The organism is Kitasatospora sp. MY 5-36, assembly GCF_001182915.1.
GTDB lineage: Bacteria > Actinomycetota > Actinomycetes > Streptomycetales > Streptomycetaceae > Kitasatospora.
The window spans coordinates 1-21,835 of sequence record NZ_LFVW01000142.1; the positions used below are offsets into that span (position 1 = coordinate 1).

The 21,835-nt window shown below is 72.6% G+C and carries 23 protein-coding genes; 17 read left to right on the forward strand and 6 right to left on the reverse strand.

The window, feature by feature from the left end; all coding sequences use genetic code 11:
• The 12 genes from AE652_RS11000 to AE652_RS11050 form a co-directional block, all read left to right on the forward strand.
• Nucleotides 1-2,346: S41 family peptidase (locus tag AE652_RS11000; protein ID WP_049651082.1), on the forward strand; the 2,346-nt coding region annotated here is incomplete at its 5' end.
• A gap of 151 nt (nt 2,347-2,497) precedes the next feature.
• The gene (locus AE652_RS11005) at nt 2,498-2,851 is read left to right on the forward strand and encodes a histidine triad nucleotide-binding protein (protein ID WP_049651083.1); all 354 of its coding nucleotides are present in this window, start codon (nt 2,498-2,500) and stop codon (nt 2,849-2,851) included.
• 6 nt (nt 2,852-2,857) lie between these two features.
• On the forward strand, nt 2,858-3,781 hold the full coding sequence (locus AE652_RS11010; RefSeq protein ID WP_049651084.1) for a ribonuclease Z: 924 nt from the start codon (nt 2,858-2,860) through the stop codon (nt 3,779-3,781).
• A 316-nt stretch (nt 3,782-4,097) separates the two neighbouring features.
• Nucleotides 4,098-5,132 carry a PhoH family protein gene (locus AE652_RS11015; protein WP_079271808.1) on the forward strand — a complete coding sequence of 345 codons (1,035 nt, stop codon included), beginning with the start codon at nt 4,098-4,100 and terminating at the stop codon, nt 5,130-5,132.
• 14 nt (nt 5,133-5,146) lie between these two features.
• A complete protein-coding gene (gene ybeY, locus AE652_RS11020; RefSeq protein WP_049651086.1) occupies nt 5,147-5,641 on the forward strand; it encodes an rRNA maturation RNase YbeY in 495 nt (164 codons plus the stop codon).
• 19 nt (nt 5,642-5,660) lie between these two features.
• Complete coding sequence (locus AE652_RS11025; protein ID WP_049651087.1) at nt 5,661-6,986, forward strand: hemolysin family protein; 1,326 nt, start codon at nt 5,661-5,663, stop codon at nt 6,984-6,986.
• A 33-nt stretch (nt 6,987-7,019) separates the two neighbouring features.
• Nucleotides 7,020-7,256 (forward strand): hypothetical protein, encoded by a 237-nt coding sequence (locus AE652_RS45000; RefSeq protein WP_063780135.1) that lies wholly within the window; start codon nt 7,020-7,022, stop codon nt 7,254-7,256.
• 38 nt (nt 7,257-7,294) lie between these two features.
• A complete protein-coding gene (locus AE652_RS11035; protein ID WP_049651089.1) occupies nt 7,295-7,846 on the forward strand; it encodes a DUF4383 domain-containing protein in 552 nt (183 codons plus the stop codon).
• Between the two features lie 28 nt (nt 7,847-7,874).
• The gene (locus AE652_RS11040; protein ID WP_049651100.1) at nt 7,875-8,228 is read left to right on the forward strand and encodes a cytidine deaminase; all 354 of its coding nucleotides are present in this window, start codon (nt 7,875-7,877) and stop codon (nt 8,226-8,228) included.
• A gap of 160 nt (nt 8,229-8,388) precedes the next feature.
• A complete protein-coding gene (locus AE652_RS46355) occupies nt 8,389-8,565 on the forward strand; it encodes a hypothetical protein (protein WP_158077653.1) in 177 nt (58 codons plus the stop codon).
• A gap of 70 nt (nt 8,566-8,635) precedes the next feature.
• Nucleotides 8,636-9,565, forward strand: coding sequence for a GTPase Era (gene era, locus AE652_RS11045; RefSeq protein ID WP_049651090.1), 930 nt, complete (start codon nt 8,636-8,638; stop codon nt 9,563-9,565).
• 123 nt (nt 9,566-9,688) lie between these two features.
• Complete coding sequence (locus AE652_RS11050; protein WP_049651091.1) at nt 9,689-10,393, forward strand: alpha/beta fold hydrolase; 705 nt, start codon at nt 9,689-9,691, stop codon at nt 10,391-10,393.
• Nucleotides 10,394-10,412: 19 nt separating this feature from the next.
• Here the strand turns inward: AE652_RS11050 and AE652_RS11055 are convergent, their stop codons facing one another.
• Together AE652_RS11055 and AE652_RS11060 are read right to left on the reverse strand one after the other, a co-directional pair.
• On the reverse strand, nt 10,413-10,679 hold the full coding sequence (locus tag AE652_RS11055) for a protealysin inhibitor emfourin (protein WP_049651101.1): 267 nt from the start codon (nt 10,677-10,679) through the stop codon (nt 10,413-10,415).
• A gap of 124 nt (nt 10,680-10,803) precedes the next feature.
• Nucleotides 10,804-11,823 carry a M4 family metallopeptidase gene (locus tag AE652_RS11060; RefSeq protein WP_049651092.1) on the reverse strand — a complete coding sequence of 340 codons (1,020 nt, stop codon included), beginning with the start codon at nt 11,821-11,823 and terminating at the stop codon, nt 10,804-10,806.
• 342 nt (nt 11,824-12,165) lie between these two features.
• On the opposite strand from AE652_RS11060, the gene leuA reads away from it, so the two are divergent.
• The 4 genes from leuA to AE652_RS11080 all read left to right on the forward strand — a co-directional run bounded on the left by leuA (nt 12,166) and on the right by AE652_RS11080 (nt 16,705).
• Nucleotides 12,166-13,962 (forward strand): 2-isopropylmalate synthase, encoded by a 1,797-nt coding sequence (gene leuA, locus AE652_RS11065; protein WP_049651093.1) that lies wholly within the window; start codon nt 12,166-12,168, stop codon nt 13,960-13,962.
• A 239-nt stretch (nt 13,963-14,201) separates the two neighbouring features.
• Nucleotides 14,202-14,897 (forward strand): hypothetical protein, encoded by a 696-nt coding sequence (locus AE652_RS11070; protein WP_049651094.1) that lies wholly within the window; start codon nt 14,202-14,204, stop codon nt 14,895-14,897.
• Between the two features lie 223 nt (nt 14,898-15,120).
• Nucleotides 15,121-15,867, forward strand: a complete 747-nt coding sequence (recO, locus tag AE652_RS11075) for a DNA repair protein RecO (RefSeq protein ID WP_049651095.1) — start codon at nt 15,121-15,123, stop codon at nt 15,865-15,867.
• 4 nt (nt 15,868-15,871) lie between these two features.
• Nucleotides 15,872-16,705 carry an isoprenyl transferase gene (locus AE652_RS11080; protein ID WP_049651096.1) on the forward strand — a complete coding sequence of 278 codons (834 nt, stop codon included), beginning with the start codon at nt 15,872-15,874 and terminating at the stop codon, nt 16,703-16,705.
• A gap of 77 nt (nt 16,706-16,782) precedes the next feature.
• Here AE652_RS11080 and AE652_RS11085 read toward each other — a convergent pair whose 3' ends face one another.
• From AE652_RS11085 to AE652_RS11100, 4 genes are read right to left on the reverse strand one after another with little or no spacing between them, the layout of a single operon-like run.
• Complete coding sequence (locus AE652_RS11085) at nt 16,783-17,193, reverse strand: Fur family transcriptional regulator (protein ID WP_049651097.1); 411 nt, start codon at nt 17,191-17,193, stop codon at nt 16,783-16,785.
• Between the two features lie 35 nt (nt 17,194-17,228).
• The gene (locus AE652_RS11090) at nt 17,229-18,158 is read right to left on the reverse strand and encodes a metal ABC transporter permease (protein WP_049651098.1); all 930 of its coding nucleotides are present in this window, start codon (nt 18,156-18,158) and stop codon (nt 17,229-17,231) included.
• Nucleotides 18,155-18,919 carry a metal ABC transporter ATP-binding protein gene (locus AE652_RS11095; RefSeq protein ID WP_049651099.1) on the reverse strand — a complete coding sequence of 255 codons (765 nt, stop codon included), beginning with the start codon at nt 18,917-18,919 and terminating at the stop codon, nt 18,155-18,157. Before AE652_RS11095 ends, AE652_RS11090 begins: the two co-directional genes overlap by 4 nt.
• A gap of 14 nt (nt 18,920-18,933) precedes the next feature.
• Nucleotides 18,934-20,016, reverse strand: a complete 1,083-nt coding sequence (locus AE652_RS11100) for a metal ABC transporter substrate-binding protein (RefSeq protein ID WP_234348339.1) — start codon at nt 20,014-20,016, stop codon at nt 18,934-18,936.
• Nucleotides 20,017-20,207: 191 nt separating this feature from the next.
• On the opposite strand from AE652_RS11100, the gene AE652_RS11105 reads away from it, so the two are divergent.
• Nucleotides 20,208-21,590, forward strand: coding sequence for a glycine--tRNA ligase (locus AE652_RS11105; protein ID WP_030233601.1), 1,383 nt, complete (start codon nt 20,208-20,210; stop codon nt 21,588-21,590).
• The last annotated feature ends 245 nt before the right edge of the window (nt 21,591-21,835 follow it).

Sequence of the window (21,835 nt, forward strand, 5' to 3'; positions counted from 1 at the left end):
GCCCCCGACCGCACCGGCCGGGGCAGCGCCGTGGTGGTGCGCGGCGGCGTGCACTGGCTGACCCACCGCGAGGGCCCGGCCCGGGTGCTGGACGAGACCCCGGGCGTGCGCGGGCGGCTGGCCCGGGTGGTGCCCGGCGAGGACGGCGCCCAGGGGGTGCTCTGGGTGTCCGACGCCGAGGGCGGGGACGCCCTGGAGTTCGCCCCCGACCTGCACGGCGCCGAGCGCCGCCGGCTGGCCGCGGGGCGGCTCGGCCGGGTCAACGCGCTGACGGTCTCCCCGGACGGCAAGCAGGCCGCGCTCGGCGCGCACGACGGCCGGGTGCTGCTGGTGACGCTCGCCGACGGCGCCGTGCACGAGCTGGACCGCAGCGCCGACGGCGAGCCCGGCACCCCGGCCTTCAGCCCGGACTCGGCCTGGCTGGCCTGGTCGCGCCCGGTGCGCGGGATGGGCCCGCACTCGCTGCGCCAGATCGTGCTGGCCGACCTGGCGACCCGGACGGTCGGCGAGGTCACCCAGCCGCGCTTCGTGGACACCTCGCCCTCGTTCACCGCGGACGGCCGCTACCTGGCCTTCCTGTCGGTGCGCAACTTCGACCCGGTCTACGACGCGCACGTCTTCGACCTGTCCTTCCCGAACGGCTGCCGCCCCCACCTGGTCACGCTGGCCGCCGACACGCCCTCCCCGTTCGGGCCGCAGCGGGCCGGGCGCCCGCTCGGCGGGGAGGAGGACGAGCCGAAGGCCCGGAAGGCGGACGGCGAGGCGGCGGCCGCCGACGCCGCGCCGGTGACCAGGGTGGACCTGGACGGCATCGCCGACCGGATCATCCCCTTCCCGGTCGAGGGCGGCCGCTTCGAGGAGCTGGCCGCCGCGAAGGACGGCGTGCTCTGGACCAGGGCCCCGCTGACGGGCGAACTCGGCGACGAGGCCGCCTCGTTGGACGACGACCGGCCCCGTCCGGTGCTGGAGCGCTTCGACCTGCGCAAGCGCCGGGTCGAGCAGCTGGTGCACGGCGTGGACGACTTCTCGGTCAGCGCGGACGGCACCCGGGTCGCCGTGCTGGACCAGGGCGAGCTGAGGGTCGTCCCGGCGGACCACAAGGGCGGCGACGACGAGGAGGCCGCCGTCGACCTCGCCCGGCTGCGGATCACCGTCGACCCGGCCGCCGAGTGGCGGCAGATGTACGCCGAGAACGGCCGGCTGATGCGGGACAACTTCTGGCGCCCCGACCTCTCCGGCGTCGACTGGGACGGGGTGCTGGAGCGCTACCGGCCGCTGGTCGAGCGGGTCGGCTCGCACGACGAACTGGTCGACCTGCTCTGGGAGGTGCACGGCGAACTCGGCACCTCGCACGCCTACGTGATGCCGTACGGCCGGTACACCGAGCCCGCCCGGCGCCAGGGCCTGCTCGGCGCCGACCTCGTCCGGGACGGCGGGCACTGGCGGATCGGCCGGATCCTGCCCGGGGAGTCCTCCGACCCCAGGGCCCGCTCGCCGCTGGCCGCGCCCGGCGCGGCGATCCGCCCGGGCGACGCGGTGCTCGCCGTCAACGGCCGCCCGGTGGACCCGGTGACCGGCCCGGCCCCGCTGCTGGCCGGCACCGCCGGGCAGCCGGTCGAGCTGACGGTGGCCGGGAAGGACGGCACCGACCGGCGCCACCCGGTGGTCGTCCCGCTCGCCGACGAGGAGGCGCTGCGCTACCACGACTGGGTGGCCGGGCGGCGGGCCGCGGTGCGCGAGCTGTCCGGCGGGCGGCTGGGCTACCTGCACATCCCCGACATGCAGACGGCCGGCTGGGCCCAGCTGCACCGTGACCTGAGCACCGAGATGGCCCGGGAGGGCCTGGTCGTCGACGTCCGGGGGAACCGGGGCGGCCACACCTCGCAGCTGGTGATCGAGAAGCTGGCCCGCAAGATCATCGGCTGGGACGTCATCCGGGACACCGACCACCCGGTGCCCTACCCGGCGGACGCCCCGCGCGGCCCGGTGGTCGCGCTCGCCGACGAGTTCACCGGCTCGGACGGCGACGTGGTCAGCGCCGCCATCCAGGTGCTCGGCATCGGCCCGGTGGTCGGCACCCGCACCTGGGGCGGGGTGATCGGCATCGACAGCCGCTACCGGCTGGTCGACGGCACCCTCGTCACCCAGCCCAAGTACGCGCTGTGGCTGGAGAAGTACGGCTGGGGCCTGGAGAACCACGGCGTCGACCCGGACGTCGAGGTGCCGTTCGCCCCGCACCACTGGGCGGCCGGCGAGGACCCGCAGCTGTCCGAGGGCGTCCGGCTCGCCCTGGCGAAGCTCGCCGGGGCCCCGGCGCGCACCGCGCCGCCGCTGCCCTGGGCGTAGCAGCTCCGGGGCGGGACGCCGGCCGGTCCGGCGTCCCGCCCCGCGGGTGCGGCCCCGGGGCGCCGGAAGCGCCAGCAGGCCGTCGCCCGGCTCGGCTAGGCTGCGCCCGTACGGCCCCACCACCCGACACACCGATCCCGAGGAGAGAGCCATGGCCGGCGAGCCGCAGCCCGACTGCCTGTTCTGCAAGATCGTGGCGGGCGAGATCCCGGCGACCGTGGTGCGCAAGACCGAGCGCACCCTCGCCTTCCGCGACATCGCCCCCAAGGCTCCCGTGCACGTGCTGGTGATCCCGCACGCGCACTACCCGAACGCGGCCGCGCTGGCCGCCGCCGAGCCGGAGACCGCCGGCGAACTGCTCGCCGAGGCGGGCGCGGTGGCCGCGGACGAGGGCATCGAGGACTACCGGCTGATCTTCAACACCGGTGCCGGCGCGGGGCAGACCGTCTTCCACGCGCACGTCCACGTGCTCGGCGGCATGTCGATGACCGAGCGCATGGTCTGACCGCAGGTGTCCCAGCGCGAACTCGTCGTCCTCGGCACCGCCAGCCAGGTGCCCACCCGGCACCGCAACCACAACGGCTACCTGCTGCGCTGGGACGGCGAGGGCCTGCTGTTCGACCCCGGCGAGGGCACCCAGCGCCAGATGCTGCACGCCGGGGTGACAGCCACCCAGATCACCAGGATCGCGGTCACCCACTTCCACGGGGACCACTGCCTGGGCCTCGCCGGGGTGATCCAGCGGATCAACCTCGACCGGGTCCCGCACCCGGTCGACGTCTACTTCCCGGCCTCCGGCGAGGTCTACTTCGAGCGGCTGCGGCACTCCACCGCCTACCACGAGACGGCCGTGCTGCGGCCCCGGCCGATCGACGAACCCGGGCCGCTGCCCGCGCCCGGCGCCCGCTTCGCGCTGGACGCCGTCCGGCTGGACCACCCGGTGGAGTCCTTCGGCTACCGGCTCTCCGAGCCGGACGGCCGGCGGCTGGTGCCGGAGCGGCTGGCCGCCCTCGGCGTGCGCGGCCCGGCGGTGGGCCGGCTCCAGCACGAGGGCGCGATCGAGGTGGACGGCCGCACCGTCACCCTGGCCGAGGTCAGCGAGCCGCGGCCGGGCCAGAAGTTCGCCTTCGTGATGGACACCCGGCTGTGCGAGGGCGTGTACGCGCTCGCCGAGGGCGCCGACCTGCTGGTCGTCGAGGCGACCTTCACCGACGCCGACGCCCGGCTCGCCGAGGAGCACGGCCACCTCACCGCCGGGCAGGCCGCCAAGGCCGCCGCCGAGGCCGGGGTGCGCACCCTGGTGCTGACCCACTTCTCGCAGCGCTACCCGGACCTCGGCCAGCACCTGGCCGACGCCCGCAAGCACTTCGACGGGGAGCTGGTGCTGGCCGCCGACCTCGACCGGGTGCCGGTGCCGGCCCGCCGCCCGTCGTGACCGGCCCGGGGAACCGGAGCGGCACGGGAGAGTCCCGGCAGTGTCCCCGGTGAAAAAAATGGGCTCGCGCCGGCCTGCGATCTGCCGGAGCATCGTCGGGTGCGGCCCCGCCGCCCGCCACGGCGATCACGCTCGCGGCGTACCCTGGTGCCCCGGAGACACCCAGCGGCACCCGAGACCACGGATGGGATGAGGCAGGCCCCAGCGCCGACCTATGAGTGACACATCGCAGACCCGTACCAACGGACAGTCGCGCCCCGAAACGACCGACGACGGCCGTGTGAGCGCCCGGATCGTGATCCCCGAGAAGCACCCGATGGTCACCCTGCTCGGCACCGCGGACTCGCTGCTGCGCGTGATCGAGCAGGGCTTCCCCGCCGCGGACATCCACGTCCGCGGCAACGAGGTGACCGCCACCGGGGACCGGGCCGAGGTCGCCCTCGTGCAACGGCTCTTCACCGAGATGATGCTGGTGCTGCGCACCGGCCAGCCGCTGACGGAGGACTCCGTGGAGCGCTCCATCGCCATGATCCGCAGCCAGGACCCGGACAGCCCGGCGCCGTCGCAGGTGTTCACCGCGAACATCCTGTCCAACCGGGGCCGGACGATCCGCCCGAAGACCCTCAACCAGCAGCGCTACGTCGACGCGATCGACAAGCACACGATCGTCTTCGGCCTCGGCCCGGCGGGCACCGGCAAGACCTACCTGGCGATGGCCAAGGCCGTCCAGGCCCTCCAGGCCAAGGAGGTCAACCGGATCATCCTGACCCGCCCGGCGGTCGAGGCGGGGGAGCGGCTGGGCTTCCTGCCCGGCACCCTCTACGAGAAGATCGACCCGTACCTGCGCCCGCTGTACGACGCGCTGCACGACATGATGGACCCGGACTCCATCCCGCGCCTGATGGCGGCCGGCACCATCGAGGTCGCCCCGCTCGCGTACATGCGCGGCCGCACCCTCAACGACGCCTTCATCATCCTCGACGAGGCCCAGAACACCTCGCCCGAGCAGATGAAGATGTTCCTCACCCGCCTCGGGTTCAACTCCCGGGTGGTGGTCACCGGCGACACCAGCCAGATCGACCTCCCGGGCGGCACCCGCAGCGGTCTCAAGGTCGTCCAGGACATCCTGGCCGACGTGCCCGACATCCACTTCTCCGTCCTCACCAGCACCGACGTGGTCCGCCACAAGCTGGTCGGCCGGATCGTGGACGCCTACGAGCGCTGGGACGCCCGCCAGGAGGCGGAGGAGGCCGCCCCGGCGGCCCGCAAGCCCGCCCAGCGGCGCCCCGGCAAGGCCACGGCGCCCCGCGCACCCCGCGCACCCCGACAGTCCCATCGCACCGAAAGCTGAGCACACAGCCCGTCATGTCGATCGACATCGCCAACGAGTCCGGTTGGGAGGCCGACGAGGAAGCCATCCTCGACGTCGCCCGCTTCGCACTGGACAAGATGCGGATCCACCCGCAGTCCGAACTGTCCGTGATCCTGGTGGACAGTGCGGCGATGGAGGAGCTGCACATCCAGTGGATGGACCTGCCCGGCCCGACCGACGTGATGTCGTTCCCGATGGACGAGCTGCGTCCCGGCAAGGAGGGCGACGAGCTGCCGCAGGGCCTGCTCGGCGACATCGTGCTCTGCCCCGAGGTCGCCGAGCAGCAGGGCCTGGCGGCCCCCTCCAAGCACTCGATGGACGAGGAGCTGCAACTGCTCACCGTGCACGGCGTGCTGCACGTCCTCGGCTACGACCACGAGGAGCCGGAGGAAGAGGAGGAGATGTTCGCCCTCCAGAAGCGCATCCTGGACGACTGGCGGACGGGCCGGGGCCTCGGCGGCATCTCCCCGGCCCCCACCACCCACTGAGCGCGGAGCCCGAACCCCTGTGAGTGGTGAGAGTACGAGCTTCATCCTCGGTGCCGTGCTGCTGGTCGTGCTCGGCTGGCTGGCCGCGTGCGCCGAGGCGGGCATCTCCCGGGTCTCCCGGTTCCGGGCGGAGGAGGCGGTGCGCAGCGGTCGGCGCGGCTCCGCGCGGCTGCTGACCGTCGCCTCCGACCCGATCCGCTACCTCAACCTGGCCACCCTGATCCGGGTGGCCAGCGAGATGGCGGCGGCCGTCCTGGTCACCGTGGTGTGCGTGCGCAACGTGACGCCCACCTGGCAGGCCGTCCTGCTGGCGTTCGGCGTGATGGTGCTGGTGTCCTTCGTCGCGGTGGGGGTCTCGCCGCGCACGATCGGGCGCCAGCACCCGCTCACCACCGCGACGGCGGCCTCCTTCGTGCTGCTGCCGCTGGCCGCGGTGCTGGGCCCGATCCCGCGGCTGCTGATCCTGCTCGGCAACGCGCTGACCCCGGGCAAGGGCTACCGGGAGGGTCCGTTCGCCTCGGAGGCGGAGCTGCGGGCCCTGGTGGACCTCGCCGAGAAGGACGACCTGATCGAGGACGAGGAGCGCCGGATGGTGCACTCGGTCTTCGAGCTGGGCGACACCATCGTGCGCGAGGTGATGGTGCCGCGCACCGACCTGGTGATGATCGAGCGGCACAAGACCGTCCGGCAGGCACTGACCCTGGCGCTGCGCTCGGGCTTCTCGCGGATCCCGGTGGTCGGCGACAACGAGGACGACGTGGTCGGCATCGTCTACCTCAAGGACCTGGTGCGGCGCACCCACATCAACCGGGAGGCGGAGTCCGAGGAGGTCGGCGCGGTGATACGGCCGGCCGTCTTCGTCCCGGACTCCAAGCCGGCCGGCGACCTGCTGCGCGAGATGCAGCAGCGCCGTTCGCACGTGGCGATCGTGATCGACGAGTACGGCGGCACGGCCGGCCTGGTCACCATCGAGGACGTCCTGGAGGAGATCGTCGGCGAGATCACCGACGAGTACGACCGGGAGATCGCCCCGGTGGAGGACCTCGGGGACGGCTCGTACCGGATCACCGCCCGGCTGCTGGTGGAGGACCTGGGCGAGCTGTTCGGCATCGAGCTGGAGGACGAGGACGTCGAGACCGTCGGCGGCCTGCTGGCCAAGCACCTGGGCCGGGTGCCGATCCCCGGCTCCTCCTGCGAGATCCCGCTGCCCGACCCGGTGGAGGGCGGCCTGTCCGGCATCCTGCTGACCGCCGAGTCCTCGGCGGGCCGCCGCAACCGGATCGGCTCGATGGTCGCCGCCCCCGTCCGCCGCACCGAGGACGCCGAGGAGCCGGCGGGCGAGTAGCGGGTGGGCGGTCGCCGAGCGACCATGGAGGGCATGACGCACAAACTTCGCGCGGAGTACGGCCCGCAGGGGGCGGCCGGCGGAGTCAAGTCCTGGCACGTGGTGCGGGACGAGGACCTGTCGGTGGCGCTCTGCGGCCGGACCATGTCCGACGACGCCGAGACGCGGCCCGAGGAGGAGTGGGGCACCGGGTTGCGCTGCTGCCAGCAGTGCGGCTCGCTCTACATGCACGAGGTGCCGCACATGCAGGGGAGCCACCCCTACAGCTAGGCACCCGGCTGGACCATGGCCGAGCTCTGGAGGTCGCCATGAAGCTGCAAGACGAACTGCCCACCGTCGACCGTCGGCTCGCCATGGTGTGGCGGGTCGGGGCGGGGCTCGGGGGGGTCTTCCTGATCGTGTTCGGGTGTCTGGGGCTGGCCGGCGAGCCCGGATTCCTGGCCACCCACGGCGACCGGATCGCCGGGCTGTCGACCAACGGGGCGCTGAGCATCCTGTCCATCGTGGCGGGCGCGGTCCTGGTGCTGGGGGCGGTGGTCGGCGGGAACTTCGCGTCCAACCTCAACATGGCGGTGGGCGTGCTGTTCGTCCTGTCGGGCTTCTACGGCCTGACGGTGCTCGGGCGGCCGGACGCCAACATCCTCAACTTCCGGATGTCGAACGTGCTGTTCGCGTTCATCTTCGGCATCGTCCTGACGACCTTCGGCATGTACGGCCGGGTGAGCGGCCACCTGCCGCACGACAACCCGTACTGGCGGCAGCGGATCGAGCGCGAGGAGGCTCGGCCGAGCGGGGCCGCGAAGACCTTCGTCAAGGTCCTCAAGCCGAACCCGGGGCCCACCCACCCGGTCGGCCACTGAACGGCGCCGGGTGCCTATGCTCGGCGGCATGAGTGACATCGTCGAGCTCGACCCCGAAGACAAGAAGATCATCACCCTGGCCCGCTCGGTCCGCGCCCGCAACGGCGTGGCCGAGGGGGCCGCGGTGCGTGACGAGACCGGGCGCACCTACGTGGCCGGGACGGTCGCGCTGGAGTCGCTGCGGCTGAGCGCCCTGCAGACGGCGGTGGCGATGGCGGTGGCCAGCGGCGCCCGGTCGCTGGAGGCGGCGGCCGTGGTGAGCGAGGCGGAGCAGCCGGCCGAGACGGACCTGGCGGCCGTACGGGACCTGGGCGGGGCCGGGACGCCCGTGCTGCTGGCCGGGCCGGACGGGACGCTGCGGGTGTCCGCCGAGGCGCGCTGAGGCCCGTCGAGGGGCCCGTACGGGGCCGCCGGGGGCCGTTGGCGGGCCTTCGGCGGCCCCGCCGCGTGCCCCGTACGGCGCTGTCGGACGGCATGGCCCTGGAGCCCAGGCCTTGCAGATAATCTCACCGGGGGAGTGGACTCGGTGAGGGGACTGGGGCATGGGGGCGGTGGCGTTCTTCGCCGGGCTGGTGCTGTTCGTGATGGGGCTGGGCAAGTGGCAGGAGACCGGGTCCGAGCTCTGGCTGTACGGCTCGCTGGGCTTCCTGCTGGTGCTGGTGGTGGTCTCGCTGATCCCCACCTCCGGCAAGGGCGGGAAGGCCGGGAAGAAGGGCTGAGCGCGCCCCGGACACCCCCGCGGGGTGGGCCCGGACGGCGGGGCTCCGGTGATCAGGGAGAATGGAGCCCATGAATGCCCCTTCCTCCTCGTACCGCTCCGGGTTCGCGTGCTTCGTCGGCCGGCCCAACGCGGGCAAGTCGACCCTGACCAACGCCCTGGTGGGGACGAAGGTCGCGATCACCTCCGATCGCCCGCAGACCACCCGGCACACCGTGCGCGGCATCGTGCACCGCCCGGACGCCCAGCTCGTGCTGGTCGACACCCCCGGTCTGCACAAGCCGCGCACCCTGCTCGGCGAGCGCCTCAACGACCTGGTCCGCACCACCTGGGCCGAGGTCGACGTGATCGGCTTCTGCCTGCCCGCTGACCAGAAGATCGGCCCCGGCGACAAGTTCATCGCCAAGGAGATCGCCGGGATCAAGAAGACCCCGAAGGTCGCCATCGTCACCAAGACCGACCTGGTCGACTCCAAGCGCCTGGCCGAGCAGCTCATCGCCATCCACCAGCTCGGCATCGAGCTGGGCTTCGAGTGGGCCGAGATCATCCCGGTCTCCGCCGTCGGCGACAAGCAGGTCGAACTGGTCGCGGACCTGCTCACCAAGCTGCTGCCGGAGGGCGACCAGCTCTACCCGGCGGGCGACCTCACCGACGAGCCCGAGCAGATCATGGTCGCCGAACTGATCCGCGAGGCCGCGCTGGAGGGCGTGCGCGACGAACTGCCGCACTCGCTGGCCGTGGTGGTCGAGGAGATGCTCCCGCGCGAGGGCCGCCCGGCGGACCGCCCGCTGCTGGACATCCACGCCAACGTCTACATCGAGCGGCAGAGCCAGAAGGCGATCGTGATCGGCGCCAAGGGCGCGCGGCTCAAGCACGTCGGCACCACCGCCCGCAAGCACATCGAGGCGCTGCTCGGCACGCCGGTCTACCTGGACCTGCACGTCAAGGTCGCCAAGGACTGGCAGCGCGACCCCAAGCAGCTGCGCAAGCTCGGCTTCTGAACCCGGGCTCCCGACGAGGGAGTTCGGGCCGCCGGGAGGCCTGGGGCCCGTTCGGACGTTGTGCGTCCGGGCGGGCCTTCGCCGTGGTCCGGCCGTACGCGACGTCAGAAGGGTTACACCGCGATGGAGTTGCACACCCGGGAGTGGGGCAGCGGGGACCGGCTGGCCGTGCTGGTGCACGGCATCATGTCCGACCACCGCACCTGGCGGCTGGTCGGCCCGGCCCTGGCGGGGAGGGGCTACCGGGTGCTCGCCGTGGACCTGCGCGGGCACGGCGCCAGCCCGCGCGGCACCGGCGCCACCGCGCTGGAGCGCTACCCCCTGGCGGCGTACGCCGAGGACCTGCTGGAGAGCCTGCCGGCCGGCGTCGAGCTCGCGATCGGCCACTCGCTGGGCGGGATCGTCCTGGCGGACGCGGTCGAGCGTTTGAAGCCGGCCCGCGCGGTGTACGTCGACCCGGCCTGGCGGTTCGTCCAGACCGGGATGGACCCGCGGGTGATGGCGCAGCTGCGGCACCTCACCCGGGAGCAGGTCGTGGCGCTCAGCCCGACCTGGGAACCGGCCGACGTGGACGACGAGATCGCCGCCGCGGCCGCCTGGGACGAGGACTCGGCGCTGGCCCTGGCCGACCAGCGCTCGGACCTGCCGGCCGGGCCGGCGGTGCCCTCGCTGGTGGTCCTGGCCGACGGCAGCATGCTGGTGGACGCGGCGAGCGCCGAGGAGCTCAGTGCCCGCGGCTTCGAGGTGCGCACCGTCCCCGGCACGGGCCACACCGTCCACCGGGACGACCCGGCCGGCTTCCTGGCGGCGCTCGACGGCTGGCTCTGAGCCCGCGGGCTCCCTGGTGCTACGCGCCCTCGCGCAGCACCAGGGAGACCAGCTCGCGCTGCGAGTCGGTGAGCTTCGGGTCGGCGCAGTACACCGACCGGCCGTCGACGGTGATCTCGTAGTGGAAGCCGTCCGGCACCCCGTACGAGGGCGCGCGCAGCCCGCCCGCGACGGCCTCGCGGGCGAGTGCGTGCACGTGCGGGGCGTCCGTGCGGTCGGCGGTGTCGATCTCCGCCTGGCGGACGATCCCCGCGAAGCCGCCGGTCCGGGTCACCTGGATACGCATGGTGTCCATGGTGCTACCCGGGGAGGGGGTTTGCCGGGCTTTTCCCGGACCGTGACCTTAAGCCCGCCTCAACCCGGTCTCAACCACCCTTCAGGCGTACTCCCGGGGCCGTCCGCGGCCCCGCTCACCCCGGGCTGACCCCGACCTGCGCCCAGGAGGCCGTGACGGTGTCCACCACCGACCGGTCGTCGGGGTAGCGGGCCCTGGCGGCGGCCACGGTGGCCCGGGCGAAGGCGGTGAAGTCGGCGTCGGCGGGCAGCGTGCGCCCGGTCAGCGCGTCGTACCAGATCCGGCCCGCGCGCTCCCAGGCCGAGCCGCCGAGCGCGGTGGCCAGCAGGTAGAACGCGTGGTTGGGGATGCCGGAGTTGATGTGCACCCCGCCGTTGTCCTGGGAGGTGTCCACGTAGTCCCGCATGTGCGCGGGCTGCGGGTCCTTGCCGAGCCGCGGGTCGTCGTAGGCGGTGCCGGGCGCCTTCATCGAGCGCAGCGCCACGCCCTGGACGCCCGGGGCGAGCAGTCCGGCGCCGATCAGCCAGTCGGCGTCGGCGGCGGCCTGGCGCAGCGCGTACTGCTTGACCAGCGAGCCGAAGACGTCGGAGACCGACTCGTTGAGCGCGCCGGGCTGGTCCTGGTAGTCCAGTCCGGCGGTGAACTGGGTGACGCCGTGGGTGAGTTCGTGGCCGATGACGTCGACGCAGGCGGTGAAGTCGCCGAACACCACGTTGTCGCCGTCGCCGAACACCATCTGGTGGCCGTTCCAGAAGGCGTTGTCGTAGTCGCGGCCGTAGTGGACGCTGGCGTCCAGCCGCAGGTCGCGGTCGTCGATCGAGTGCCGGCCGAAGACGTCGGCGTAGAGCGCGAAGGTGGCGCCGAGGCCGTCGTAGGCGTGGTTGACGGAGCTGTCGGAGGAGGCCGCGCGGCCCTCGGTGCGCACGGAGCGGCCGGGCAGCCGCTGGCCGTGGCCGGCGTCGTAGACGACCCGGTTGAGACCGGGGGCGGCGACGGGCGGGGCCGGGGAGAGGCGGGCCGCGCGGTGCGCCGCGTCGAGGGCCAGGGAGTGGACGGCGGGTTCGTGGCCGGCCTCGGCGAGGCGGTCCAGGACGAACGGCGGGACGATCGTGCAGAACGGTGCTGCTGCGGTCATGTTGCCCAGGGTGAGGCTTCGATGACCGATTGTCACCACCCCCGGCACGACCGGTCTGCGTCTCAAGGAGTGGAACGGTGGCCCGGATCACTTCGGGGGCGCGCGGTGCTGGGTTACGCTGGGCCCATCATGCGCAACGGGCTGCTTCTTCTTAGCTGCCGCGTCGAGGGCCTGTAGTCCACTGGGGCCGGCACCCTCGCCGCGGGGAACGTGCTGTGCGCGCAATCGGCGATCCAAGGGTGTATCGCGAGCGGCAGCAGAGGCCGGCCAGTCGGTGTTGACCAGGTGTTGACCACCCCCGACCCGCCCGCACCACGCATCACAGGAAGCCGAGTCACCTCCATGACCGAGCAGAACTCCGCCGCGTCCGTCCCCGCCGGCCGCCCCTTCGTCGACCGCCCCACCCCGATCACCGCCGCCTCGGTGCGCCAGCAGCCCTCGGGCATGCGGCACGGGCGCTACCTGCCGTTCGGCACCGTCGACCTGCCGGACCGCACCTGGCCGGAGAAGGTGATCACCAAGGCGCCGCGCTGGCTGTCCACCGACCTGCGGGACGGCAACCAGGCGCTGATCGACCCGATGTCGCCGGCCCGCAAGCGCAAGATGTTCGACCTGCTGGTGGCCATGGGCTACAAGGAGATCGAGGTCGGCTTCCCCGCCTCCGGGGCCACCGACCACGCCTTCGTACGGTCGCTGATCGAGGAGGGGGCGATCCCCGAGGACGTCACCGTCTCGGTGCTGACCCAGGCCCGCGAGGACCTGATCGAGAAGACCGTGGAGGCGCTGGTCGGCGCCCCGCGGGCGACCGTCCACCTGTACGCCGCGACCGCGCCGCTGTTCCGCCGGGTGGTGTTCCGCAACGACCGGGCGGCCACCAAGGCGATCGCCACCGAGGGCACCCGGCTGGTGATGGAGTACGCGGAGAAGCTGCTGGGCGACGACACCGTCTTCGGCTACCAGTACTCGCCGGAGATCTTCGTCGACACCGAGCTGGACTTCGCGCTGGAGGTCTGCGAGGGCGTCATGGACGTCTGGCAGCCGGGCGAGGGCCGCGAGATCATCCTGAACCTGCCCGCCACCGTCGAGCGGGCCACCCCGAACGTCCAGGCCGACCAGTTCGAGTGGATGTCGCGCCACCTGTCCCGCCGCGAGTTCGTCTGCCTGTCGGTGCACCCGCACAACGACCGCGGCACCGCCGTCGCCTCCGCCGAGCTGGCCTACATGGCGGGCGCGGACCGGATCGAGGGCTGCCTGTTCGGGCAGGGCGAGCGGACCGGCAACGTCGACCTGGTGACGCTGGGGATGAACCTGTTCTCGCAGGGCATCGACCCGCAGATCGACTTCTCCGACATCGACGAGGTGCGCCGCACCGCCGAGTACTGCAACCAGATGGAGGTGCACCCGCGCCACCCGTACGCCGGCGACCTGGTGTACACCTCCTTCTCGGGCTCGCACCAGGACGCCATCAAGAAGGGCTTCGACGCCCTGGAGGCGGACGCGAAGGCGGCCGGGGTGCCGCTGGAGGAGCACACCTGGGGCGTGCCGTACCTGCCGATCGACCCGAAGGACGTCGGCCGCACCTACGAGGCGGTCATCCGGGTCAACAGCCAGTCCGGCAAGGGCGGCGTGGCGTACGTGCTGAAGAACGACCACAAGCTGGACCTGCCGCGCCGGATGCAGATCGAGTTCTCCCGGATCATCCAGGCCAAGACCGACGCCGAGGGCGGCGAGGTCAGCCCGGCCGAGATCTGGCGGGTCTTCGAGGACGAGTACCTGCCGACCACCGGCAACCCGTGGGGCCGGATCTCGCTGAGCGGTTCGCGCACCCTGACCACCGAGGACGGCCGGGACGCGCTGACCGCCGAGGCCCGGGTGGACGGCGCCCCGGTGACCCTGACCGGTACCGGCAACGGCCCGGTCTCGGCCTTCGCCGACGCGCTGGCCCGGATCGGCGTGGACGTACGCGTCCTGGACTACGCCGAGCACGCGCTGAGCGAGGGCGGCGACGCCCAGGCCGCCGCGTACGTGGAGTGCGCGGTGGACGGCAAGGTGCTGTGGGGCGTGGGCATCGACGGCAACACCGTGCTGGCCTCGCTGAAGGCCATGATCAGCGCCGTCAACCGCTCGCAGCGCGGCTAATTCGAACGGGTGGTATGCGAAGGGCCGTCCCACGGGGCGGCCCTTCGTCGTCCCCGCCCCGGATTGTGGCCTGCGCCACATTTTTTCGAATCGGAAGCCGTTCGAGGTACTGACACGTGCCGGTAACCGTGGCAACATCGATCCACCGGAAAGCCGGGTCGGTGGGACGGCCTCGGTGTCCGGTCGCGTGACCTGCCCATAGTCGAGCAGGCCGCCTGCCATGTCTGGGGAGTGGCGCCGTGACCAGGTTGTGGGGTGTTCGCCCGCGGTGGCGGACTGACGTTCTCGGTGACTTCTTCTGCCCGGGCTGCGGCGGGGACCGCAACTACCGCCGGCAGCACGGCCGGCGGTGGCTGCGGTTGCTGGGGACCCCGGTGGTCCCGCTCGGGCCGGTGCTCGGCAGCGTGCAGTGCACCAGCTGCCACGGCCGGTACGGCGTCGAGAGCCTGGAGCAGCCCACCTGCGTGCGCCTCGGCGCGATGCTGCGGGACGCCCAGTACACCATCGCGCTGGCCATGCTCGCGGCCGGCGGCACCGCCCACCGGGCGGCCCGCGAGGCGGCCTGCGCGGCGGTCCGCGAGGCCGGGTTCGAGGACTGCGGCGAGGCCCAGGTGCTGGCCGCGCTCGCCGCGCTCTCCGGGCTCGGCGGCGAGCTCTACCACGCCCACGACCTGGAGGCGCCCCCCGGCCGGGGGCTGGCGGAGGCCGGCGGCCTGGCCGTCGAACTGCACGCCGTGGTCGAACCGCTCACCCCGCATCTGGCCCACTCCGGCCGCGAGCGGCTGCTGCTGCAGGGCGCGGCGATCGCGCTGGCGGACGGCCGCTACCTGCCGCAGGAGCGCGAGGCGCTGGCCGCGGTCGGGCGCTGCCTGGACCTGCCGCGGTCCCGGGTCGGGGCGCTGCTGGAGGCGGCGACCAGGACGCCGTACCAGTAGCGACCGCCTCTCCGTACCGTCCACCTCCGAAGATCCGCAGACCACCTCAGACCACCTCGGAATCCCCCACAACGGGCCTGGCCTCCCCACCCCGGGCCCGCCGTGACCCGCACCGCCGTGGTCTCCCCCACGACCGCCGGTGCGGGCAACACGGCTGTCCGGAGCCCGGTGCGGGCGGGCGGGGCCGTCCGGAGCCGGGGGCGGGTGGGGGAGAATGGTCCCCATGAGTCTTTTCCGGGACGACGGCGTCGTGCTGCGGGCGCAGAAGCTCGGCGAGGCCGATCGGATCATCACCCTGCTGACCCGCCAGCACGGCAAGGTGCGGGCGGTCGCGCGCGGGGTGCGGAAGACCAAGTCCAAGTTCGGCGCCCGGCTGGAGCCGTTCTCGCACGTGGACGTGCAGTTCTTCAGCCGGGGGAGTGAGCTGTTCGGCCGCGGATTGCCGCTCTGCACCCAGGTGGAGACGATCGCCCCGTACGGCGGCTCGATCGTCACCGACTACGGCCGCTACACGGCCGGCACCGCGATGCTGGAGACGGCCGAGCGGTTCGCCGAGAACGAGGGCGAACCGGCCGTCCAGCAGTACCTGCTGCTGGTCGGCGGGCTGCGCACGCTGGCGGCCGGGGTGCACGAGTCGCACCTGGTGCTGGACGCCTTCCTGCTGCGCTCGCTCGCGGTGAACGGGTACGGCGCGAGCTTCACCGACTGCGCCAAATGCGGCCTGGAGGGGCCGAACCGTTTCTTCTCCCTCCCCGCGGGCGGGGTGCTCTGCGGCGACTGCCGAGTGCCCGGATGTGCCGTACCCTCCCCTGAGACACTGGTACTGCTCGGGGCGCTGCTGTCAGGGGACTGGCAGACGGCCGACGCCTGCGAGCCGCGGTACTGGCGGGAGGGCAGCGGCCTGGTCGCGGCCTATCTGCAGTGGCACCTGGAGCGGGGCATCCGCTCGATGAGATACGTGGAGAAGTGAGCACATGGCAGCGCGACGGCTCTTCGGCGGCGGCAAGCAGAGGACGTACGTCCCCCCGACCCCCCACCCCAGCGGCGCACAGCCCCCGAAGATCCCCGGCGAGCTGGTCCCCGACCACGTCGCCATCGTGATGGACGGCAACGGCCGTTGGGCCAAGGAGCGCGGACTGCCCCGCACCGAGGGCCACAAGGTCGGCGAGTCCGTGGTGCTGGACGTCCTCAAGGGCGCGATCGAGCTCGGCGTCAGGAACATCTCGCTGTACGCGTTCTCCACCGAGAACTGGAAGCGCTCGCCCGACGAGGTGAAGTTCCTGATGAACTTCAACCGGGACGTCATCCGCCGCCGCCGCGACGAGATGGACGCGATGGGCGTGCGGATCCGCTGGGCCGGCCGGATGCCCAAGCTGTGGAAGAGCGTCGTCCAGGAGCTCCAGGTCGCCGAGGAGCAGACCAAGGACAACGACGCCGTCACGCTCTACATGTGCGTCAACTACGGCGGCCGGGCCGAACTCGCCGACGCGGCGCAGGCGCTCGCCCTGGACGTCGCGGCCGGGAAGCTCGACCCGAAGAAGGTCAGCGAGAAGACCCTCGCCAAGTACATGTACCACCCGGACATGCCGGACGTGGACCTCTTCCTGCGCCCCAGCGGGGAGCAGCGCACCTCCAACTTCCTGCTCTGGCAGTCGGCTTACGCCGAGTTCGTGTTCCAGGACGTGCTCTGGCCGGACTTCGACCGCCGCGACCTGTGGCGCGCCTGCGAGCAGTACGCGATGCGCGACCGGCGCTTCGGCGGGGCGATCCCGAACGAGGTCGGCGCGCCGGTGCCGTCCCCGCGCTGACGGGCGCGTACGACGAAGGGGACCTACCGGGCAGATCCCGGTGGGTCCCCTTCGTCGTACGCGCGCGCGGACGAGCCTCAGACCTTCTTGGCGCACTCCGCGCAGGTCCCGAAGATCTCCAGGGTGTGCGCGATGTCGCTGAAGCCGTGCTCGGCGGCGACCGAGTTGGCCCAGCGCTCCACCGCGGGACCCTCCACCTCGACGGTCGCGCCGCAGTGCCGGCAGACCAGGTGGTGGTGGTGCCCGCTGCTGCAGCGGCGGTAGACCGCCTCGCCGTCGGCGGTGCGCAGCACGTCCACCTCGCCGGCGTCCGCGAGCGACTGGAGCGTGCGGTAGACCGTGGTCAGACCGACGGAGTCCCCGCGGTGCTTGAGCAGGTCGTGGAGCTCCTGCGCGCTGCGGAAGTCCGCGATCTCGTCCAGGGCCGCCGAGACGGCGGCTCGCTGCCGGGTCGAGCGGGCGCGCGGCGACGGGCCTGCGGTGGTCACCGTGGGTCCTCCTGGGGTCGTGGGCGTCTCGCACATCATTGTGCCAGCCCCGCCCGCCCCTCAGGTGTGGTCGTGCCGGACGGTTCGCCGGAGGCCTGTTCCGGCAGTTCGACGTCGCACACCTTCGGCCCGTGTTCGCCGGTGCCGCGGTGGCGCCGCCGGGCGAGCGGCGCGGCGAGCAGGCTGAACACCGCGAAGACCGCGATGGCGAGCAGCACGATGGCCGGGCCGGAGGGCACGTCCAGGTGGTAGGAGCCGGTGACGCCGGCCAGCGAGACGACCACGCCGAGCGCGATCGAGGCGGCCTGGGTGGCGGCGAAGGACCGGGTGAGCTGCTGGGCGGCGACCACCGGGACCACCATCAGCGCGCTGACCAGCAGCAGCCCGACCACCCGCATGGCGACCGTGACGGTGACCGCGGCCATCACCGCGAGCAGCAGGTTGAGGGTGCGCACCGGCACACCGGTGACCCGGGCGAAGTCCTCGTCCTGGCAGATCGCGAAGAGCTGGCGGCGCAGGCCCACGGTGACCGCGACGACCACCGCGCCGAGCACCGCGATGGTGGCCAGGTCGGCGGGGGCGACGGTGAGGATCGAGCCCCACAGGTAGCTCTCCAGCGAGCCGGCCCCGGCCTGGGCGGACATCGAGACCAGCAGCTTGCCGCAGGCCATGCCGCCGTAGAAGAGCATCGCGAGGGCGATGTCGCCGCGCTGGTTGCCGCGCGAGCGGACCAGCTCCATGGTGACGGCGCCGAGCACGCAGACCAGCACGGCCATCCAGACCGGGCTGGTCTGGAAGATGAAGCCGAGGCCGACGCCGGTCATCGCGACGTGGCCCATGCCGTCGCCCATCAGCGCCTGGCGGCGCTGCACCAGGTAGATGCCGACGGCCGGGGCGGTGATCCCGACCAGGACGGCGGCGAGCAGGGCCCGCTGCATGAAGTCGTAGGAGAGCATCTCGGTCATGCCAGCAGCCTCGGCGGGGTCAGGTCGGCGTGCGGGTGGACGTGGTCGTGGCCGGGCAGCGCGTGCAGCCCGGTGTTGGGCACGGGCGGGCCGTCGTGGGCGACGCAGCCGTCCCGCAGCACCACGGCGCGGTCGATCAGCGGCTCCAGCGGCCCGAGTTCGTGCAGCACGAGGAGGACGGAGGCGCCGCGGCCGACCTCGGCGCGCAGGGTGTCCGCGAGCACCTGCTGGCTGGCGGCGTCCACGCCGGCCATCGGCTCGTCCATGATCAGCAGGTCGGGGGTGCCGACCAGGGCGCGGGCGATCAGCACCCGCTGCTGCTGGCCGCCGGACAGGTCGGCCACGCCGTCCCCGGCGCGCTCCAGCATGCCGACGGCGGCCAGCGCGCGGTCCACCGCCTCGCGGTCCCGGCGGCGGAAGGGCAGCAGCCGGTGCTGCGGCAGCCGTCCGGTGGAGACCACCTCGCGGACGGTGGCGGGGACGCCGGAGGCGGCGGTGGTGCGCTGCGGGACGTACCCGATCCGGTGCCAGGCGCGGAAGGAGCCGTACGGGGTGCCGAACAGCTCCAGGGTGCCCCGCTCCAGCGGGACGGAGCCGATCACGGCCTTGACGGTGGTCGACTTGCCGGAGCCGTTGGCGCCCAGCAGGGCGACGACCTCGCCGGGGCGGACGGTGAGGTCGACGCCGCGCAGCACCGGCCGGCCGCCGCGCGAGGCGACGGCGTCACGGAGGCGGACGGCCGGGGGTATCGGGTCGGTCATGGTGCTCGGTCCCGTCAGTTCGCGGGGGCGGGGGTGGTGGCGTCGGCCGTGGCGGGCGCGGTCGGGGCGGTTCCGGCGGTTCCGGCGGTGCCGGCGGTTCCGGCCGGGGCGCCGAGGGCGGCCTGGAGGTTGGCCAGGTTCTGCTTCATGACGGTCAGGTAGTCGTCCTTGGCGGGGTCCTTGACGCCCTCCAGCGGGTCCAGGACGGCGGTCTTGAGGCCGAGGTCCTTGGCGACGGTGTCGGCGAGCTTGGGGCTGACCAGGGTCTCGAAGAAGACGGTGGTGACGCCGTTGTCCCTGGCGGCCTTCTGCACGGCGGCGAGGCGGGCCGGGGTGGGCTCGGACTCCGGGTCGACGCCGTTGATGGCGACCTGGGTGAGGCCGTAGTGGTCGGCGAGGTAGCCGAAGGCGGCGTGGCTGGTGACGAAGGTCCGGGTCCCGGCGTCCTTCAGCCCGTCCCGGAACTCCTGGTCGAGCGCGGTGAGCTTGCCGACCAGCTCGTCGGTGTTCTTCCGGTAGTCCTCGGCGTGCGCCGGGTCGGCCTTGGCGAACTCGTCGCCGACGCTCTTGGCGATCGCCGCGTAGCGGGTCGGGTCGAGCCAGATGTGCGGGTCGCCGGCCGTGTCCTCGTGCTTGTGGCCGTCGGCCCCGTGGGCCCCGTCGGCCGCGCCCCCGGCCTCGGTGCCCTCGTCGAGGTGGTGGTCGACCAGCGGGCTGGCGGCGGTGGCGTCGATCTTGTGCTTGCTGGACGACTGCGCGACGGCCTGGTCGACGGTGGGCTGGAGGCCCTTGAGGTAGATGATCGCGTCGGCCTTCTGGACCGTGCCGACCTGCTTGGCGGTGAGCTCCAGGTCGTGCGGCTCGACGCCGGCGGCGGTCAGGTCGGTGACCGCGACGTGCTCCTTGCCGATCTGCTGGGCCAGGAACTCCATCGGGTAGAAGGACGCGACGACCTTCAGCCGGCCGCCGCCGCTGTCGGCGCTGCTGCTGCCTCCGCAGGCGGTGAGGGCGAGGGAGGCGGCGAGCGCGGTGGTGCCGAGGGCTATGGAGCGGCGGGTGCGGCGGGAGAGTCCGAGTCGAGGCAGTCCGATCATCATGACAATCATTCTCATCTCACATGGAAATGATTGTCAAATCACTCGGACGGGTGAACGAGAGGTGACGGAGGGTGGGAGCGGCCGGACGATACCGATTTGAATCACGTACCCGTATGGCCGGTAACCTGAGGTATTCGGGTACGCGCAACCAGCCGTGCCCTGACCGTGCCGTACGTACTGAAGAGAGCACTGTGGCCGCCGACAAGATCGACACGATCGTCAGCCTGAGCAAGCGCCGTGGCTTCGTCTACCCCTGCAGCGAGATCTACGGCGGCACGCGTGCCGCCTGGGACTACGGGCCGCTGGGCGTCGAGCTCAAGGAGAACATCAAGCGCCAGTGGTGGCGCGCGATGGTGCAGGCCCGCGAGGACGTCGTCGGACTCGACTCGTCGGTGATCCTCGCCCGCGAGGTCTGGGAGGCCTCCGGCCACGTCGCCACCTTCAACGACCCGCTGACCGAGTGCCTCTCCTGCCACAAGCGCCACCGGGCCGACCACCTGGAGGAGAAGTACGAGGCCAAGCACGGCTTCCCGCCGCCGAACGGCCTCAAGGACGTCAACTGCCCCGACTGCGGCACCAAGGGCCAGTTCACCGAGCCCAAGGACTTCTCGGGCATGCTGAAGACCCACCTCGGCGTCACCGAGGAGGCGAGCGGCCTGGCGTTCCTGCGCCCCGAGACCGCCCAGGGCATCTTCACCAACTTCAAGGCCGTCCAGACCACTTCGCGCAAGAAGCCGCCGTTCGGCATCGCCCAGACCGGCAAGAGCTTCCGCAACGAGATCACCCCCGGCAACTTCATCTTCCGGACCCGCGAGTTCGAGCAGATGGAGATGGAGTTCTTCGTCAAGCCGGGCGAGGACGAGCAGTGGCACGAGTACTGGCTCCAGCAGCGCTGGGACTGGTACGTCGGCCTCGGCCTGCGCACCGAGAACATGCGCTTCTTCGAGCACCCGAAGGAGAAGCTCTCCCACTACGCCAAGCGCACGGTGGACATCGAGTACCGCTTCAACTTCGGCGGTAGCGAGTTCTCCGAGCTGGAGGGCGTCGCCAACCGCACCGACTACGACCTCCGGGTGCACAGCGAGGCCTCCGGCCAGGACCTGAAGTACTTCGACCAGGAGTCCGGCGAGCGGTACTTCCCGTACGTCATCGAGCCGGCGGCGGGCCTCAACCGCGCCATGCTGGCCTTCCTGATCGACGCCTACTTCGAGGACGAGGCGCCGAACGCCAAGGGCGTCATGGAGAAGCGCGTCGGCATGCGGCTCGACCCGCGCCTGGCCCCGGTCAAGGTCGCCGTCCTGCCGCTGTCGCGCAACGCCGACCTGTCCCCGAAGGCCCGCGGCCTCGCCGCCGACCTGCGCACCGCGTGGAACGTCGAGTTCGACGACGCCGGCGCCATCGGCAAGCGCTACCGCCGCCAGGACGAGATCGGCACGCCGTTCTGCGTCACGGTCGACTTCGACACCCTCGAGGACAACGCGGTGACCGTCCGCGACCGCGACACCATGTCGCAGGAGCGCGTGTCGCTGGACCAGGTCAAGGCGTACCTGGGCGCGCGGCTGATCGGCTGCTAGCAGCGGGTGGCCGAGCTTCGCTCGGGGAGCCCTCGTCCGCCCTGATGGGGCGGGCGGGGGCTCCTTGCTGTTCGGGGGCTTCGCGGGTCCCTTGGCGCGCCTCCTGCGCTTGCCCGCAGTCCTGTCCTCGGCCCTGTCCTCGGCCCCGCCCTCGGGCCGCCTGCCGGTGCTGCCGCTACCGGCGCCCCCAGCGGGAGCGCGGGGCCGCGGGCGGGCGGGTCGGCAGGCCGGCGGTGCGCAGGGCG